Origin of the sequence: Megasphaera micronuciformis F0359 (genome assembly GCF_000165735.1) — a bacterium.
Lineage (GTDB): Bacteria > Bacillota > Negativicutes > Veillonellales > Megasphaeraceae > Megasphaera > Megasphaera micronuciformis.
This window is the reverse complement of sequence record NZ_GL538209.1, coordinates 1-16038: the sequence shown is the minus strand read 5'-3', so window position 1 is coordinate 16038 and position 16038 is coordinate 1. Positions and strand designations below refer to the sequence as shown.

The 16038-nt window shown below is 45.4% G+C and carries 15 protein-coding genes; 1 reads left to right on the top strand and 14 read right to left on the bottom strand.

Going from position 1 to position 16038, the window contains the following annotated elements:
* Positions 1-2 precede the first annotated feature (2 nt).
* The 7 genes from HMPREF9429_RS08040 to HMPREF9429_RS08010 are packed head-to-tail and all read right to left on the bottom strand — an operon-like array spanning position 3 to position 7429.
* Positions 3-1136, bottom strand: a complete 1134-nt coding sequence (locus HMPREF9429_RS08040) for an amidohydrolase (protein WP_040774482.1) — start codon at positions 1134-1136, stop codon at positions 3-5.
* On the bottom strand, positions 1129-2064 hold the full coding sequence (locus tag HMPREF9429_RS08035; protein WP_006943012.1) for a S66 peptidase family protein: 936 nt from the start codon (positions 2062-2064) through the stop codon (positions 1129-1131). Before HMPREF9429_RS08035 ends, HMPREF9429_RS08040 begins: the two co-directional genes overlap by 8 nt.
* Positions 2064-3644, bottom strand: coding sequence for a peptide ABC transporter substrate-binding protein (locus HMPREF9429_RS08030; protein WP_040774480.1), 1581 nt, complete (start codon positions 3642-3644; stop codon positions 2064-2066). The genes HMPREF9429_RS08035 and HMPREF9429_RS08030 overlap by 1 nt, the downstream gene beginning before the upstream one ends.
* Positions 3632-4600, bottom strand: a complete 969-nt coding sequence (locus HMPREF9429_RS08025; protein ID WP_006943010.1) for an ABC transporter ATP-binding protein — start codon at positions 4598-4600, stop codon at positions 3632-3634. The genes HMPREF9429_RS08030 and HMPREF9429_RS08025 overlap by 13 nt, the downstream gene beginning before the upstream one ends.
* A complete protein-coding gene (locus HMPREF9429_RS08020) occupies positions 4591-5583 on the bottom strand; it encodes an ABC transporter ATP-binding protein (RefSeq protein ID WP_006943009.1) in 993 nt (330 codons plus the stop codon). Before HMPREF9429_RS08020 ends, HMPREF9429_RS08025 begins: the two co-directional genes overlap by 10 nt.
* The gene (locus HMPREF9429_RS08015) at positions 5580-6497 is read right to left on the bottom strand and encodes an ABC transporter permease (protein WP_006943008.1); all 918 of its coding nucleotides are present in this window, start codon (positions 6495-6497) and stop codon (positions 5580-5582) included. Before HMPREF9429_RS08015 ends, HMPREF9429_RS08020 begins: the two co-directional genes overlap by 4 nt.
* A complete protein-coding gene (locus tag HMPREF9429_RS08010; RefSeq protein ID WP_006943007.1) occupies positions 6494-7429 on the bottom strand; it encodes an ABC transporter permease in 936 nt (311 codons plus the stop codon). Before HMPREF9429_RS08010 ends, HMPREF9429_RS08015 begins: the two co-directional genes overlap by 4 nt.
* Positions 7430-7580: 151 nt before the next feature.
* Here HMPREF9429_RS08010 and HMPREF9429_RS08005 point away from each other — a divergent pair, with 151 nt between their 5' ends.
* Positions 7581-8753: an MFS transporter gene (locus HMPREF9429_RS08005; RefSeq protein ID WP_040774478.1), complete on the top strand. Its 1173-nt coding sequence runs from the start codon at positions 7581-7583 to the stop codon at positions 8751-8753.
* A gap of 75 nt (positions 8754-8828) precedes the next feature.
* Here HMPREF9429_RS08005 and HMPREF9429_RS08000 read toward each other — a convergent pair whose 3' ends face one another.
* The 7 genes from HMPREF9429_RS08000 to HMPREF9429_RS07980 all read right to left on the bottom strand — a co-directional run bounded on the left by HMPREF9429_RS08000 (position 8829) and on the right by HMPREF9429_RS07980 (position 15956).
* A complete protein-coding gene (locus HMPREF9429_RS08000) occupies positions 8829-12260 on the bottom strand; it encodes a pyruvate carboxylase (protein WP_040774476.1) in 3432 nt (1143 codons plus the stop codon).
* A gap of 133 nt (positions 12261-12393) precedes the next feature.
* Positions 12394-13107: a twin-arginine translocase subunit TatC gene (gene tatC / locus HMPREF9429_RS07995; RefSeq protein ID WP_006943004.1), complete on the bottom strand. Its 714-nt coding sequence runs from the start codon at positions 13105-13107 to the stop codon at positions 12394-12396.
* Complete coding sequence (locus HMPREF9429_RS08925) at positions 13091-13519, bottom strand: Sec-independent protein translocase subunit TatA/TatB (RefSeq protein ID WP_006943001.1); 429 nt, start codon at positions 13517-13519, stop codon at positions 13091-13093. The genes tatC and HMPREF9429_RS08925 overlap by 17 nt, the downstream gene beginning before the upstream one ends.
* A gap of 244 nt (positions 13520-13763) precedes the next feature.
* Positions 13764-13958, bottom strand: coding sequence for a hypothetical protein (locus tag HMPREF9429_RS09305; RefSeq protein WP_006943000.1), 195 nt, complete (start codon positions 13956-13958; stop codon positions 13764-13766).
* Between the two features lie 477 nt (positions 13959-14435).
* Entirely contained in the window at positions 14436-15047 is a 612-nt protein-coding gene (locus HMPREF9429_RS07985; RefSeq protein ID WP_006942999.1) for a hypothetical protein, read from the bottom strand.
* Positions 15044-15214, bottom strand: a complete 171-nt coding sequence (locus HMPREF9429_RS09300) for a hypothetical protein (protein ID WP_006942998.1) — start codon at positions 15212-15214, stop codon at positions 15044-15046. The genes HMPREF9429_RS07985 and HMPREF9429_RS09300 overlap by 4 nt, the downstream gene beginning before the upstream one ends.
* Before the next feature lie 148 nt (positions 15215-15362).
* The gene (locus HMPREF9429_RS07980) at positions 15363-15956 is read right to left on the bottom strand and encodes a hypothetical protein (RefSeq protein ID WP_006942996.1); all 594 of its coding nucleotides are present in this window, start codon (positions 15954-15956) and stop codon (positions 15363-15365) included.
* Positions 15957-16038: the final 82 nt, after the last annotated feature.

The following is a 16038-nucleotide window of genomic DNA, read 5'->3' as shown; positions in this document are numbered from 1 at the left end:
CCCTATCGTTTTTCAAATAAAACTTCTGCTGCTACGGCCACCATAGCCTTAGCTCCCGTAAGTGCCTGTATATAAGCAAAATCACTGTTGGCCGCTGTAGCAAACTCAGGTGTATGGGCATTAATATGATAGCCGATAGCGATTTCCGGTTGAGCTGCACGCGTCACATGACTTACGTTACCTACATCAGTAGACCCTTCCGCATCCTCTTCTTCATAAACGCCGAACTCTTCATGCAGGGCATTGAACGCTTCAATAAAATATACATTCAGAGCTGCATTGTTAATCATGTTCTTATACAAAGGTTCATAATGTTCCGTTTCCACAGGCGTATGATGGTCCTTTGCAACCTCTGCCGCCAATGCTTTAATCTGCGGCAACATGACATTCTCTAAATAATCCGTATCAAGAGCCCGTACGGTTGCCTTTAACGTAGCCCTGTCAGGTACAATATTAGGTGCCGTACCGCCTTCTGTAATAATACAGCCTAAAAGGTGCGGCTTGTCGAAGGTCTCTTCCAATTCCTTTAACCGTTTGTAAAAATCGACCAAGCTGTCCAAAGCGTTAAGGCCCTTATATTCCTTATCCGCCACATGGGCCGCCTTCCCTATGAAGGTCACCCGCAGGGGATGGGTTGCATATGACGTACCTCCGATCATGGTCCTGTCGGACGGATGAATAATCAAGGCTGCCGTCAAATCATCGAAGAGGCCTTTTTGAGCCATATAAACTTTACTGCCTTCCGTTTCTTCCGCCGGACAACCATAGAGATGAATCGTCAGTTCCTCTGAACAACATTGAGCTGTCGCCACGGCCGCAACCGTACTCATGGCAGCAATTAAATTATGACCGCACGCATGCCCCAGTTCGGGCAAAGCGTCGTATTCCGCCAAAAAACCGATATGTACAGCCCCCGACCCCTTGACGGCCTCGAAAGCTGTCGGAAATTGATCCTCAACGGGATTTGTTACCGTAAAGCCTTGGCGAGAAAGAATATTTTTTAATTCTGCCGCCGCCTTATATTCATTCTTTCCTGTTTCAGGATGTTCATATAAGGTTGTGCCGATGTGCCTTAATAATTCTTCATATTCATCGACAGCATCCCATAAGCGCTCTTTTAATTCTTTTTTATTCATCGTCTTTGCGCCCCCCATAGGTTATAGTCACACTATCACTCCGAACATCTACCGTACAATAAACGCCTAATGGTAGACAAAGATTATCTTCACCATGCCCTGCCGGAATACCGAATACTGCCGGCTTTTGCCAGCGGCGGGCATACTGACGAATCACTTCTTCAACTGTAAACTCACCATCTGCTTTTTCCGTCGGTATACAACGATGAAACTCGCCAAATAAAACAGCCGCCGCACGCTCAATAAGTCCGCTTTGCTCCAATTGACGAAACATACGATCCAGTGAATAGGCTTCCTCTCCCACTTCTTCCAAAAAGAGAATCGCATTATCTTCTTTGCAAGCATAAGGCGTACCGGACGTAACGGATAGAAGCATCAGATTCCCTCCCCCCAGTCGTCCGCAAGCCCGCCCTTCTATCAAGGGTTGCAGTCCGGCGTTTTTTTCGGTTAGTATCCGCTCCTTCCACGGACTCGTCAACATGTCTTTAAATCCTTCGCGTGTAAAGTCACTGCTTTTTCTCCCCAATGACAAAGCCATGGGACCGTGTATAACAGCCATATCACACGCTTGTCTGAAAACGGTATGCAGAGCCGTTATATCACTGAAGCCGATAAACAATTTAGCATTCCTGCGAATAAGGTCATAATCAATGAGATCTAAAATCCGTGTTGTCCCATAGCCGCCGCGCAAACAAAGAACGGCAGCGCACTCATCATCCATAAAAGCCGCCTCCAAATCCCTCGCCCGCTCCTCATCGCGACCTGCTAAATATCCCCATTGAGAGTCTACAAAGGGGCTTACCTTTACCTTATACCCCCATTCACATAATAACTCCCTGCAACGCTCCCATTCTTCGCTGCAATTATATGCCGCAGGGGCTACTACTCGAATCGTATCGCCCGGCTTTAAACCTGAAGGATAATACATTATTTCACCTGCTCTTTATATGCATATTTAAAATCTATGAGTCCTAATGGCGACCAATGATACTCCTGAATACCAGGACGCACCACATAAGGCTGCGTCGTATAATAAATCGGAATGATTACACAGTCATCAAACAACAGTTTTTCCGCCTCATGCATGAGTTCGTTCCGCCGTGTTTTATCATTGGTTTGCTGAGCCTCTTCAATGAGTGCGTTATATTTAGGATTGTGATATTGCGCATCGTTGTCTTGGGCCGAAAAGACTTCCAAAAAGGTCATCGGATCATCATAGTCGGCAATCCACGAAGCCCGAGCAATCTGGTAGTCGCCGTTGGCTCTGGCCTCCATAAAGACTTTAGATTCCTGGTTACGCAAGTATACCGTAACCCCCAAGTTCCGCTTCCACATATCCTGCAGGCTTTCAGCAATAGCCTTATGCAACTCATTCGTATTATAGAGGACTGTAATTTCCGGTAAACTCTTATTCCCATACGCTTCCTGTAAAAGCCGTTTTGCCTCGGCAGCATCTTCGTACTGTATATCTCCACCGGCCTTTCTGAATTCATGCCCTTCCGAGTCGGAGATTTCAGGAGACACCAATGAATATGCCGGTTGTTTGTGACTGCGTACAACGTGTTCTACTAAATTTTTCCGCTCAATAGCCTCGGCAAAGGCCCGGCGTACCCTTACATCATCAAAGGGCGGTACCGTCACATTGAATACGTAATAATATAGGCCCGAATACGGTGCAACTCGATATAACCCTTTTTCTTCCAACCGTGCTTCATCTGCCGGCGGCGGCTCTGTCATCATATCCGCCTGGCCGCTTTCGACCATAGTCAATCTTGTAGCCTGGGAATCACTGATAGGAAACTGTAAGCTCTCTGTCCTTACGGCAGTCGCATCCCAATAATGTTCATTTTTGACGAAGTCTATTTCTCCTGAATGGATCCACGACGTAATGCGAAAAGGTCCGCTACAGGGAAAATCAGCCGTAGCTGCCCACGTTTCGGGATTTTTTTCAACAGCCTGCCGCGGTACGACATAAAAACAATGAAAGGCGGTCAAATTCAGAAAATAAGGTACGGGATTCTTCAATCGAACTTGTAAGGTACGATGATCCAGAGCTTTAATGCCCACGTCTTCCGCCGTAGCTTTTTCGGAAAAATATTCTTCCGCCTTATCAATACAAAAGAGCATATATGCGTTTTCCGATGCTTTCTCAGGCGATAACACACGCAACCAGGAATACACGAAATCATCGGCCGTTATGGCCGTGCCGTCACTCCAAACGAGGCCGGGTCGCAATACAAAGGTCCAGGTTTTTCCGTCATCGGATACATTCCACCGCTCTGCCAAGGCGGGCTGCGGTACATTGTCCTTATCAAGACGAGTCAAGCCTTCAAAAATTTGGAGTTCCGCAATACTTTCAGGTAAAGAGGTAGTCATAGCCGGATCCAGATCGGACGGCTCCGCCTCCAATGCGTATACGACAGCGTTCTCCTGCCATACCCTCTCCTCACTACACCCGACAAGAACAAGGGCTATAAGACACATACATAGTACAACTATCCGCCGCATACAGCCCCTCCTTCTACATAATGACAAGCTATAACTCGATTATTTTCATGTTTTTTCAAAACCGGGACTTCTATCAGACAACGACGATTCGAAAAAGAACAGCGAGGATAAAAAGCACAGGCCCCTTCTTCTGCCTTTTCTTCTGTAAGTACCGACACAATCGACTTCTTACGGGACGGTTCCGCCTTCGGTATCGATTGAAGCAACAACTTTGTATACGGATGTAGCGGCCGCCTGTAAATATCTTCACTACATCCATATTCGACGATACACCCGCCGTACATAATCCCTATATAATCGCTCATATAATAGACGACCGACAAATCATGAGAAATAAAAAGATACGATAAGTCTCGTTCTTTTTGCAATCGTTTCAGCATGTTAATAATCTGAACCTGTACGGATACATCAAGAGCCGATACGGGTTCATCACAAAAGATACACTCCGGATTCAGAGCCAGGGCTCTGGCGATTCCGATTCGTTGTCGTTGTCCCCCGCTAAACTCGAACGGGTAGCGATGAGCCGCCTCTTTGGGAAGTTCTACTTGTTCCAAAAGCTCGGCAGCCTTCTGCCGCCGCTGTGAAGCTGTGCCGATTCTATAATTATATAGAGGTTCACTGATAATGTCCTCTATATTCATGCGCGGATCCAAGGATGAATAAGGGTCCTGGAAAATCATTTGTACATTTCGTCTGAATTCCTGTGCCGTTTCAGGCTGTAAGACATTACGGCCTTTATAATAAATCTCCCCGCCCCAGGTTCCGGCAAGACCGAGTACGGTTTTAAGAAAAGTGGATTTACCGCAACCGGATTCGCCGACGAGCCCGACTGTCATACCTCTCAATATGCCCAGGGAGACATCCAGAACAGGCGTAATGGTACGGACCGGCTTGCCGAAAATATTCCGCTTCGTCACAAAGTCCTTGCGCACGTGCCGTGCCTCTATCAGATACATGAAGACGCACTCCTTTCAGGGCTATACAGCCAGCACGCCACCCTTTGTCCCTTTTCCAGATCAAAAGTAGGCGGTTCCAAGCGTTCACAAATGCGCATGCCGTCACGACAACGCGAAAAAAAGCGGCAGCCCTGCGGCAAATGGAATAAGTCCGGGGCCTGTCCTCCTATTCCTTTCAATATCTCCCCCTTATCATGTAAAGCCGGTAGGGACGATAAAAGGCCTTTCGTATACGGATGGGCCGGTTCGTCAAAAAGTCGTTCTGTCGTTGCCTCCTCCACGACGGTACCGGCATACATGACATAAACTCGCCGACACATACGGGCAATAACGCCCAAATTATGAGAAATAAGGAGTACGGCCATATGTAAGTCTTCCTGCATTTGTTGCAGAACGTTCAGTACCTGTGCTTCCGTCGTGACATCAAGGGCCGTCGTCGGTTCGTCGGCGAAAAGAAGTCGCGGCTTACAGGCAATGGCTGCCGCTATGAGACAACGTTGGCGCATCCCTCCCGACAGTTCGTGCGGATAGGAGCGGACACGTTGAGATGCCCCGCTTATCCCTACAGATTGAAGAAGCCGAACGGCTTCTTCAGCAGCTTCTTTCTTTGACAAGTGAAGGTGGAGTCTCAGGCCTTCTTCAATTTGCTCGCCTACCGTAAGCACGGGATTTAATGAGGTCATAGGATCTTGAAATACCATGGCCATGTCCTTACCTCGTAGCGTATTCATTTCCCGTTCCGAAAAGTTTTCAATATTAAAACCGTCCCAAATAATTCGTCCCGATGTAAGTTTTGATACGGACGGCGGTAAGAGCTTCATTACAGTTTGGGAGGTAACGGACTTACCGCATCCCGATTCGCCCACAATACCGACCGTTTCTCCCTCATCAATATAAAACGATACGCCGTGAACGGCCTCTACCTGACCGTGAGGTGTCGCAAAAGAGACGGAAATATTATCTACCTCTAATAAATGCTTCATATATTCCCATCCTTTCCCGTCTGCGGATCCGCCAAATCATATAGACCGTCACCTAAAAAAACAAATCCCAACATAGTTAAGCACAAGGCCGCGGCGGGGAAAAAGAGTTGGAACGGAAAGGATCGGATGCTGTTAATCCCCTCGGACGTCAAAACACCCCAGCTGGCCATGGGAGCCGACACCCCCAGGCCTATAAAGCTTAAAAAAGCTTCCGTGAAAATTGCATCCGGTACTGACAACGTCAAGGCGGCAACAATCGGACCGGCCGCATTGGGCAATAAATGTCGTCGCAATAAATCAAAAGAGCCTGCATTACAGGAGCGTGCAGCCGTAATGTAATCAGACGTCTTCAAACTCAAAATTTGACCGCGCACAATGCGTGCCATGTTCAACCAATAGGCAATGCCCAAAGCAATGTAAATATTAAGTAGTCCCGGCTTAAAAACAACCATCAATAAAATAACATATAATAAAACAGGCACAGAGTACAAAACATCCACGATATGCATCATAATCCGATCTGTCTTACCTCCGACAAAGCCGGCAATACCGCCGTAAATAACACCGATAGTCACATTAATAAGTGCCGCTACGATACCGATGGATAAGGATATCCGTGCCCCGTAAAGCACACGCGTATATAAATCTCGGCCCAAAGAATCGGTACCGAACCAATGCCGTACCGATGGAGCCGCATTGGCTTCGGCAAAATTCTGCCCGTCATACGTATAGGGCGAAAAGGCGGGCCCGATGAGGGCCCAAAGCGCAATTAGACAGATAATAATGCCTCCCGCCACGGCCAAACGATTTTTCTTTAATCGCTGCAGGCCTCGATAAGTTACGGGCCTACGACTTCTTTGCACCGCCTTTCTTGTTGCAAACGGTACAGGCTCGAAATCATCATGTCGTATCATTTCTTTTCTCCTCCCTTCGTGACAGAAATACGCGGGTCCAACAAGGGATATATTAAATCTGCTAAAAGGTTCACGAAAATAACAAAAATACTGTAAAAAAGGGTGATTCCTAAAATAACCGTATAATCTCGGTTATATATACTGGTCACAAAATATCGACCCAATCCGGGTATGGCAAAAAGCGTCTCGACAACAAAACTGCCGGTAAGGAGAGAGGCTGCCAGCGGTCCCGTATAACTAACTACCGGTAAGAGTGCGTTACGAAGTGCATGATGGTATAAAATTCTCCATTTACCGACACCGGCAGCCCGCGCCGTACGGATATAGTCCTGCTCTAATGCATCAAGTACGCCGGCTCTGGTGAGCCTCATAATAAACGCCGTAGGAGCGGCTGCTAATGCCAGAGCCGGTAAGACGGCATAAGTCGGTCCCTTCCACAGAGCTGCAGGTAATACGGGCCACCAAAAAGCAAATACTTCAACAAGGAGGGCCGCAATGATAAATCCGGGCACGGAGACACCCAAGGTAGCAAAAATCAGACAGACATAATCAAGAAGTGAATTTTTGCGAGATGCCGCCGCAAGTCCCGATACAATGCCGACAATCAAAGATACAATCAGACTGATACCGCCTAATACCGCTGAGACCGGAGCCGTTTCGGCGATAATATTGTTTACCGTACGTCCGGGATATTTAAAGGACGGGCCGAAATCTCCCTGCACGACATGACCCAAATAGTCCGTATACTGTTTCCACAAGGGATCATTTAACTTATACCTGGCTTCTACAGCTGTCAAAACTGAGGGTGGTAATTTCTTTTCAGCTGTAAAAGGGCCTCCGGGAACGGCATGCATTAAAAAAAAGGTAAGTGTAATAACGGCCCATAAAACGATCAGGGCCCCGCCGAGTCTTTTCAACAGATAAGGAACCATAATACACCTCGTTAAAAGCTTAAATAATCCTGCATAACATAAGTTTCATTATACCGTCCTCCCCGGTAAAAGTATAGCAATCGCCTTGTCATACCACATCTGCCCTCGTATAATAAAACAATAGTTTATTCACATGGAAAAGAGTGTGCTTATGAATTGGAAATTATGTCTTGCCGTCTTAACCTGTAACGTACTGTTTATGTCTTCAAGTTATACGATGATTATCCCTTTTTTACCCGTCTATTTAACGAAAGAACTGGGGGTAATCCCTGCCGAAATCCATCTTTGGTCGGGTATTATTTTTTCCGCTTCTTTCATTGTCAGCTCTGTTATGGCTCCTATCTGGGGACGTATGGCCGACAATCGCGGCAAACGGATCATGGCATTACGTGCCAGCTTTTTATTATCAATCAGTTATTTTCTCGGAGGTATCGTAACGACACCGATTCAACTCATGTGTGTCCGCCTATTCCAAGGATTTGCATCCGGACTGTGGCCCATGAATTTAGCCATCATGACCTCCTATGCCCCTACCGAGAAAACAGGCTTTTGCCTCGGCATTATGCAAGGCGCTTTGACGGCCGGCAGTGTAATCGGCCCGCTGTTCGGAGGCGTACTTTCCGAGATTTTCGGCATGCGTACCTCCTTTTTTATAGCTACAGGCGCCTTATTTTTTAACTTTATCATGCTACTCGTCGTCATTAAAGAGCCGCCACACACCCTCCCGTCTCCGGAGGAAAAGCAGCCCTCCTTCAGTGTGCTTAAATCCCCTATCATTCGCGACATGCTTCTTTTCGCCGTCTTAGTCCAAATGGTCATCTTTCTCGTCCAGCCGATTATGGCACCTTACATTGAAGAGTTGACAGGCACCTCCGATTCCATTGCCATGAAAGCCGGCGTCGTTTTCTCATTAAGCGGCATTGCGGGAGCTGTTACTGCCCCTTTATGGGGACGGTTCGGCCAAAAACACGGCTTTTATACATCTTTAATCTACGCACTCACCTTGGCCGGTATCGTAGCTGTTCTTCAATCGCTGCCGAAAACGCTCACGCTTTTCGCTGTCTGCCAATTTGGAGTCGGCCTCTTCTTCTCCGGCATTAACCCGTCTATCAACGCGATTCTGGCAAATGCTACCACAAACAATGTGAAAGGTCGTGTTTTCGGTCTTCTCTTTTCCGCTCAGCAAACCGGTTCTTTCATGGGCCCGTTGGCAGGAGCCGCCATTGCTACCGTAACGGGTATGCATTCAATCTTTATTGTTGCCGGTGCTGTCCTTTTATTGATCAGTTTACTCGTACGAAAACATAGGCCCAAGCCCTTATAAACATAAAGCAAGAGAATACACTCTGAAGAAATGAATAAAGCCGCACATCAAAGATGTGCGGCTTTACTATATGCTTTATTCGATCTCTACAAGGCAATCACCGGAAATAATGGCTTGGCCCTTTGTTACATGAATATCGGCCACTGTCCCGTCCATAGGAGCTGTAATAGTCGTTTCCATCTTCATAGCTTCCGTAACAACAAGAGGTTCACCTTTCTTAACCTTCTGTCCCTTCGAGACGAGAATGTTGACTACGGAACCGGAGAGAGTTGCACCTACGTCACCCGGCTTCGTCGGGTCGGCCTTTTTCTTGGCTACCGTCGTCATGTCGACACTCTTATCCAGCATGCGAATTTCACGTTCCGCACCGTTAAACATAAACGTAATGGTACGTACACCGTCATCATCACAATCACTGATATTAACCAGAGTAATGACGAGATCTTTACCCTTTTCAATGCCTACATGAATTTCTTCATCTTTTTTCATGCCGAAGAAGAAGGTCGGCGTATCGAGAACGCTCACATCTCCGAATTCTTTCAAGCGTTCACTGTAATCAGTGAAAACCTTCGAATATTGGCAATAAGCGTTGACATCTTCCGGCGTGTGGCCATACCCGGCATCAGCTAACTTTTTGGCAATAGCTTCAAAATCCGCCGGCGGTAAAACCTTGCCCGGTCGTTCCGTTAAAGGCTTCTTACCCTTTAAGATAATCTTCTGCAGCTTTTCGGGGAATCCCTGATAAGGAACACCGATACGGCCTTCGAAAAATTCTACAACCGATTGCGGGAAATCGAGTGTGTCTCCTTTTTCGTAAATATCCTTTTCCGTCAAGTTATTTTGTACCATGAAGAGAGTCATATCCCCGACGATTTTAGAAGACGGCGTAACCTTGATAATATCACCGAACATCATGTTAACATCGTGATACATTTTCTTGACTTCATTCCAACGTTCGCCCAAACCGACTCCTTTAGCTTGCTGACGCAAGTTGGAAAACTGTCCTCCCGGCATTTCATGCTGGTATACTTCCGTATTGGAATACGGTTCCGCCTTATCAACACCCTTGTAGTACGGACGAACGGTAGCCCAATAACGAGACAGCTCTTCCATTGAATCGATGTCCATTTCAGGCTGACGTTCCTTACCCGTCAAGGCATAATACAGGGTATTCATGCTCGGCTGACTCGTATTGCTTGCCATGGAAGACAAGGCTACGTCAACGATGTCTACGCCTGCATCAATAGCACGGCAATAGGTCGTCACACCGTTACCCGAGCCGTCATGAGTATGTAAATGAATCGGTAAGGTAACCGCATCTTTAAGAGACGAAACCAGCTGATATGCCGCTTCCGGTTTCAAGAGGCCGGCCATGTCCTTAATAGCAATAATGTTAGCACCCGCATTTTCCAATTCCTTAGCCATCTTAACGTAGTAGTCAAGATTGTACTTCGGTCGATTGGGATTTAAAATATCTCCTGTATAGCACAAGGCTACTTCGGCAATCTTACCCGTTTCCCGTACGGCCTGAATAGTTTCATACATATTATCCAAGCTGTTCAGACTATCAAAAATACGGAATACGTCAATGCCGTTTTTAGCTGACAAGTCAACGAAATTCTTAACTACATTATCGGGATAACTCGTATAGCCTACGGCATTGGCACCGCGAATCAACATTTGTAAAAGAATGTTGGGAGACTTTTCTCTCATTTCACGCAAGCGTACCCAAGGATCTTCATAAAGGAAACGATACGCTACGTCGAAAGTCGCCCCGCCCCAGCATTCAAAAGAAAAGAGATTCGGCATCTTCTTGGCAGCCGCATCCATAACGCGCAACATGTCAATAGAACGAACACGTGTCGCCATAAGAGACTGATGAGCATCACGCATAGTGGTATCGGTAAAAAGAACTTTCTTCTGGTCAAGAATCCACTTGGACAGACCTTCAGCACCCTTTTCATCAAAAATCTGCTTCGTTCCTTGAGGGAAGTCCCCTTTCGGTGTAATCGGTAATTCCAAAGGCTCGAATTCGGGCTTTTCCTGATGACCTGCTGCCATATATCCGTTAATAGTCGTGTCGGCAATATATCGGAGCAACTTTGTTCCGCGGTCATGCGTAACCGGCAGATCAAAAAGTTCCGGATGTTCATCAATAAAGTTAACGTCATAATCTCCGCTTTCAAACAAGGGGCTGGATAATACGTTGATGAGGAAACCGATATTTGTCTTAACACCACGGATACGGAACTCCTTCAAGACACGAATCATCTTTTGTACGGCCCCGGCATGAGTCAAATTATACGTCGTAGCCTTAACAAGAAGTGAATCGTAGTACGGTGTAATGATGGCTCCCGTATAAGCATTGCCGCTGTCAAGACGAACACCGAAGCCGCCGCCGCTACGATATGCAATAATCTTACCCGAGTCAGGCATAAAACCGTTTAAAGGATCTTCCGTCGTAATACGGCACTGAATGGCATTGCCGATGCATTGTACCGATTCTTGCGAAGGAATACCTATCTCTTCACTATCCAATGCATAGCCTTCGGCAACCTTAATCTGTGTCTGTACAATATCGATGCCTGTAATCATTTCCGTTACCGTATGTTCAACCTGAACACGAGGGTTAACTTCAATGAAGTAGAATTTTTCATCGCTTGTAACAAGGAATTCTACCGTACCCGCATTGACATAGTTAACGTTTTTCATCAACTTCAAGGCCGCATCACAAATGTCCTGACGCAATTTTTTCGAAAGAGAAAAAGCAGGAGCAATTTCGACCACCTTTTGATGACGACGCTGAATAGAGCAATCTCGTTCGAAAAGATGGATTACATTGCCGTGCTCGTCCCCCATGATCTGTACTTCAATATGCTTGGGGTTGATAATGCATTTTTCCAAATAAATTTCGTCACTGCCGAAAGCAAGCTTCGCTTCGGATTTAGCGCGTTCATATGCATCCTTAAGGTCGGCCATTTTATCGACCATACGCATACCGCGACCGCCACCGCCGTTAACAGCCTTTAACATAATCGGCAAACCGACTTCTTTGGCAAAGCGTTCAACTTCAGCATAGTTCATAACCGGACCGTCACTGCCGGGAATAAACTGAATACCCGCCTTTTTAGCTTGAATACGAGCGTTAATCTTATCACCGAACATAATCAGGTGCTCTACCTTAGGTCCGATAAAGATAATACCTTCCTCTTCACAACGTTTAGCCAATTCCGCGTTTTCCGACAGGAATCCGTAGCCCGGATGAATAGCGTCGACATCGTGTTCGTGTGCAATACGGACAATATCCTCAATATCAAGATATGCGTCAACCGGTTTCTTGCCCTTACCTACCAAATAAGATTCATCCGCCCGAAAACGATGCAGCGAAAGGGAATCTTCTTTGGAGTAAATCGCTACGGTACGAATACCTAATTCATTACAGGCACGAAATACACGAATAGCGATTTCGCCGCGGTTTGCAACTAAAACCGAATTAATCTTTTTCATATAATAAAAACCTCCTACTGTCATAGAGATGTGGTACTTGCGTCTTATATACCAGCATAGACCTACTCGTATATTATAACAAAAGAACCGCCCCGTACAAAGGGGCGGAGCCTATAAATACTGTATACAAAATTTATTTGTGCATGACTTTACACACAATAAACAGGCTGATTTCATACAATACAATGAGCGGCACGGCAATCATTGTCTGCGTAAATATATCCGTAGTAGGGGATACGACAGCGGCAAAGATAAAGGCAATAACAATTAAAATCTTTCGTTTTCCCTTTAAAAAGTCGCCTGTTACCAACCCGATCTTGGCTAAAAAGACTACAATAAGCGGTAATTCAAAAATGAACCCGAAGGGTAATGTCAAGGCCAAAATAAAGGAAAGATATGATTCCAGCGAGAACATGGGTTGAAGTGTCTGCGTCGCAAACCCCATAAAGAAGGTCACCGCTGCAGGAATGACCAAATAGTAGGCAAAAACAAGACCTACGTAAAATAAAATAACTGCCGTCGGCAATATAACCAAAACGGCCCGTCTCTCCTCCGGCCACAGGGCCGGCGCCACGAAAGCCCATACTTCATACAAAAGGACGGGCAAGGTGAATAAGATCCCCGCATATAGGGCTATTTCCATATAGGTAAAGAAAACCTCCGACGGGTTCATAAAGTACAATTTACCTGCCGGTCCCGATAACAAGGCAATAATATCATCTACATAGTTATAACAGGCCAAGGCCGCTATGGCGACGACAACCAGACAGATAATGAGGCGTTTTCTGAATTCCTGTAAGTGGTCGCGTAAGGGCTGTTCCGTCTGTACATCAGGTTTCAAGGTCATGCTCCTTTACCGAGTTTTCTTCCTTCCGTGCAATGTCAGCGGCCTTTGTGACCGCCTCTTTTCTGACCGGTGCCGTAATATCGGCTGTCATACTTTTTCTGGCTACTTCATCAGCAAGCTCTGTCGTTTCCTCCACTTCGTTTCTCACCGCATCACTGCCTTCAGCCAACATATCATGTGCTTCTTTAAACTTTTGTAACGACTCTTCGACTTCTTTCATTTCTATCTGACTGACGTTCTTTGCCGTATCCTTCGTTTCCGTCGCCGCGTCGACAATATCATTGCCCATTTTTTTCAATTCATTGACGCTCTTTCCCAATGTTCGTGCAATTTCCGGCAACCGGTCAGGACCGAAGACTATGAGAGCCACGATGAAGACCAAAATCATTTCACTCATGCCGATATTAAACATGAACGACTTCCCCCTTTGTATATCTGTGCCCAGTATACCACAGGACGGAAAGAGTGAAAATGACAAAAAGGGTTGACTACAAACGTCTTACAGACGAATAAAATTCAACCCTTTTTACTCAATTATACGGTCTTTTGACGAACTATTGACCTATTAATCGTTTCACTATGCCTTTTAAATCGGCTACTTCCTGTTTTAGCGATTGAATTTCACCGTCTTGAGCCGCTACCTTTTCCACAAGACCCTAGTTTATTTCTTTCATAGCCGTCATTTCATCTTCCAACACGTAAACGGCACTGATAGGACCGCCTCTATATCGTTCGGGAACAGCCTTTCTTTCACCCACATTGCCGAATTTATAGGTTACACCCATATTTACAAGATTCACATAATAGTTATATAAGTATTCATTGATAAGGTTAAAAACTCGGTACTCCACGATTTTAAGGATACTTAGACCGGTTTATATCCATATTCATACCTGAAAACGTGAATTTCATTGACCGCCCACATTGTAACCTGCCTCGTTTTAAGACTCTGATCCCTTTATATTTCTTAACCGAATAAAAAACGATACATCGGAGATGTATCCGATGTATCGCACCTAAAGCCAACACAACCGTCCTATACTACGCCCGCACTCCCCCAGATAATCCGAAAATAAAAACAGCCCCGTTACCGGGACTGTTTTTATTTGGTGCCGGAGGTGGGACTTGAACCCACACGACTATTCATCGCTTGATTTTGAGTCCCAGAAATCGGCTTTTACAAATCCCTAGAACTAGCTATTTTACTGATTTTAAACGGTTTTTCCCTCTGTTATTATCTGACTACACAAGATAGTTTTCGGTAAGATGAGGTCAGGATGTAGTCAGGACAGGTTCTCGCAATAATATGTATATTTATGTATTCACCGCTATCCTAAATACTTCAACATCTGTACTAGCGTTTGATGCTGAAACCCTCGTTCGTCTCCATCTAGCTCACGCTCTCCAAATTCAATGAACCCATTGCACCCATAAAACTCTCGAAGTTTTGATACTGGCTCACATTCAAGATAGACAAATTTCCCGCCTATATCTAATTGAACGGACTGAATTATCTTACAGGCAATCCCCAGTAATTCATTACCAGTTATTAATTGGGGGTACCTGTAATTTTTTCCTAACTGCCCAATTAAAGGCGCAGATATATGATACTGCTTTAAATTAGCATCATATTGCCCAAATCGGGAAATTCGCTGTTTCATTTTTGCCGTAATTGCCTTGCTCTTAGCTTTTACAACAAAAAACTTATTGCCGGATAATGCAAAGTATCCGGCAATCCTATCCTTATTCTGATATGAAGCTATAACTAAGTGGGTTTTCGCAATTCCTTGTTTTGAAAATTCTATTGCCTTGTACCGCAAAAACGCTTCTACATCCTTGTTTAGCGGTGATTCAAAGTCGCTAAGATATTGTCGTGTTTCCTCTTCCCCAATTTCATCAATTACGAAATCAAGCCGGACAATTTTATAACCTCGACTCATTTAGCAAACATCTTTCTTACGTCTTCCCGCGTAGCAACCGAATAACTTTTGGAAAAGGTAATCTTAGGTTGATGCTTATTGGCAGCATTTTCTAATGCTTTTACTAAATTGTTGCACTCTCTTTTATTTTTTATAGTGATGTTTTTCAAAAAACTTTTAGTTGCCATCTGTTATCACCCCTTATAGATATCCGCTTATAGAGCAATCCCGCTTTTCGAAGAACGCGATCTATTTGTCTATACATTATAATATTTTAAAAATTTCTAATCAAGCACCAAAAAAGGCTCTCAGAATAATTTCTGAGAGCCTTTTACATTACCATTCTTTAATTGTATATAACAGGGTACCCCCCTGTCGGCCATCTTGTCCGATATGGGCTATGCCTTCCACACGGCCCGCTTGATACCCGATAGATAGATATGGTTTCCCGTCTATGTAGGTGCCGCCGGCCTTTACTTTGTGGTTGTTTCTAAGGTTAATTTTGTATACGTCGACTTTCTGCTTGGTATCGTCTACCGTGACTACCGTGCGATCACTTTTAGCTACCGCCTCTTTCGGTAAGCGCGGGTCCTTATTTCGAATAGCGGCCTCTGTCGTATCGGCAGCCGTTTGTAAATCAGGAGCCGATACGTAATAAGTTACATTCGGTGATACGGTCCCCTCATGAATTCGTTCAATTCTCGTCACCAGTTCCCCCGCAGTCTTATCGTCGACGTGTAAATTCTTCTTTACCGCATTTTTATCGGTCGTGTCTGAAAAACGCATTCGCACGGGGCTCTCTACGGGCTTTTTCTCATGCTGCACGGCAAAGTATATACATCCTAAGCAAAAAGTCGTCAAAATCGCAATGAGCGTGATTCTTACAAGTTTCGCCTGTTTCTCATCTTTTATCATCGGAATTTTCATCATGTCACCTCGGTTAGTCGTACATAACGTCTAAATCAACGGCGCATCCGTTAATCTGTCCCTCGTCGGAGTATTGCCAGAGGCT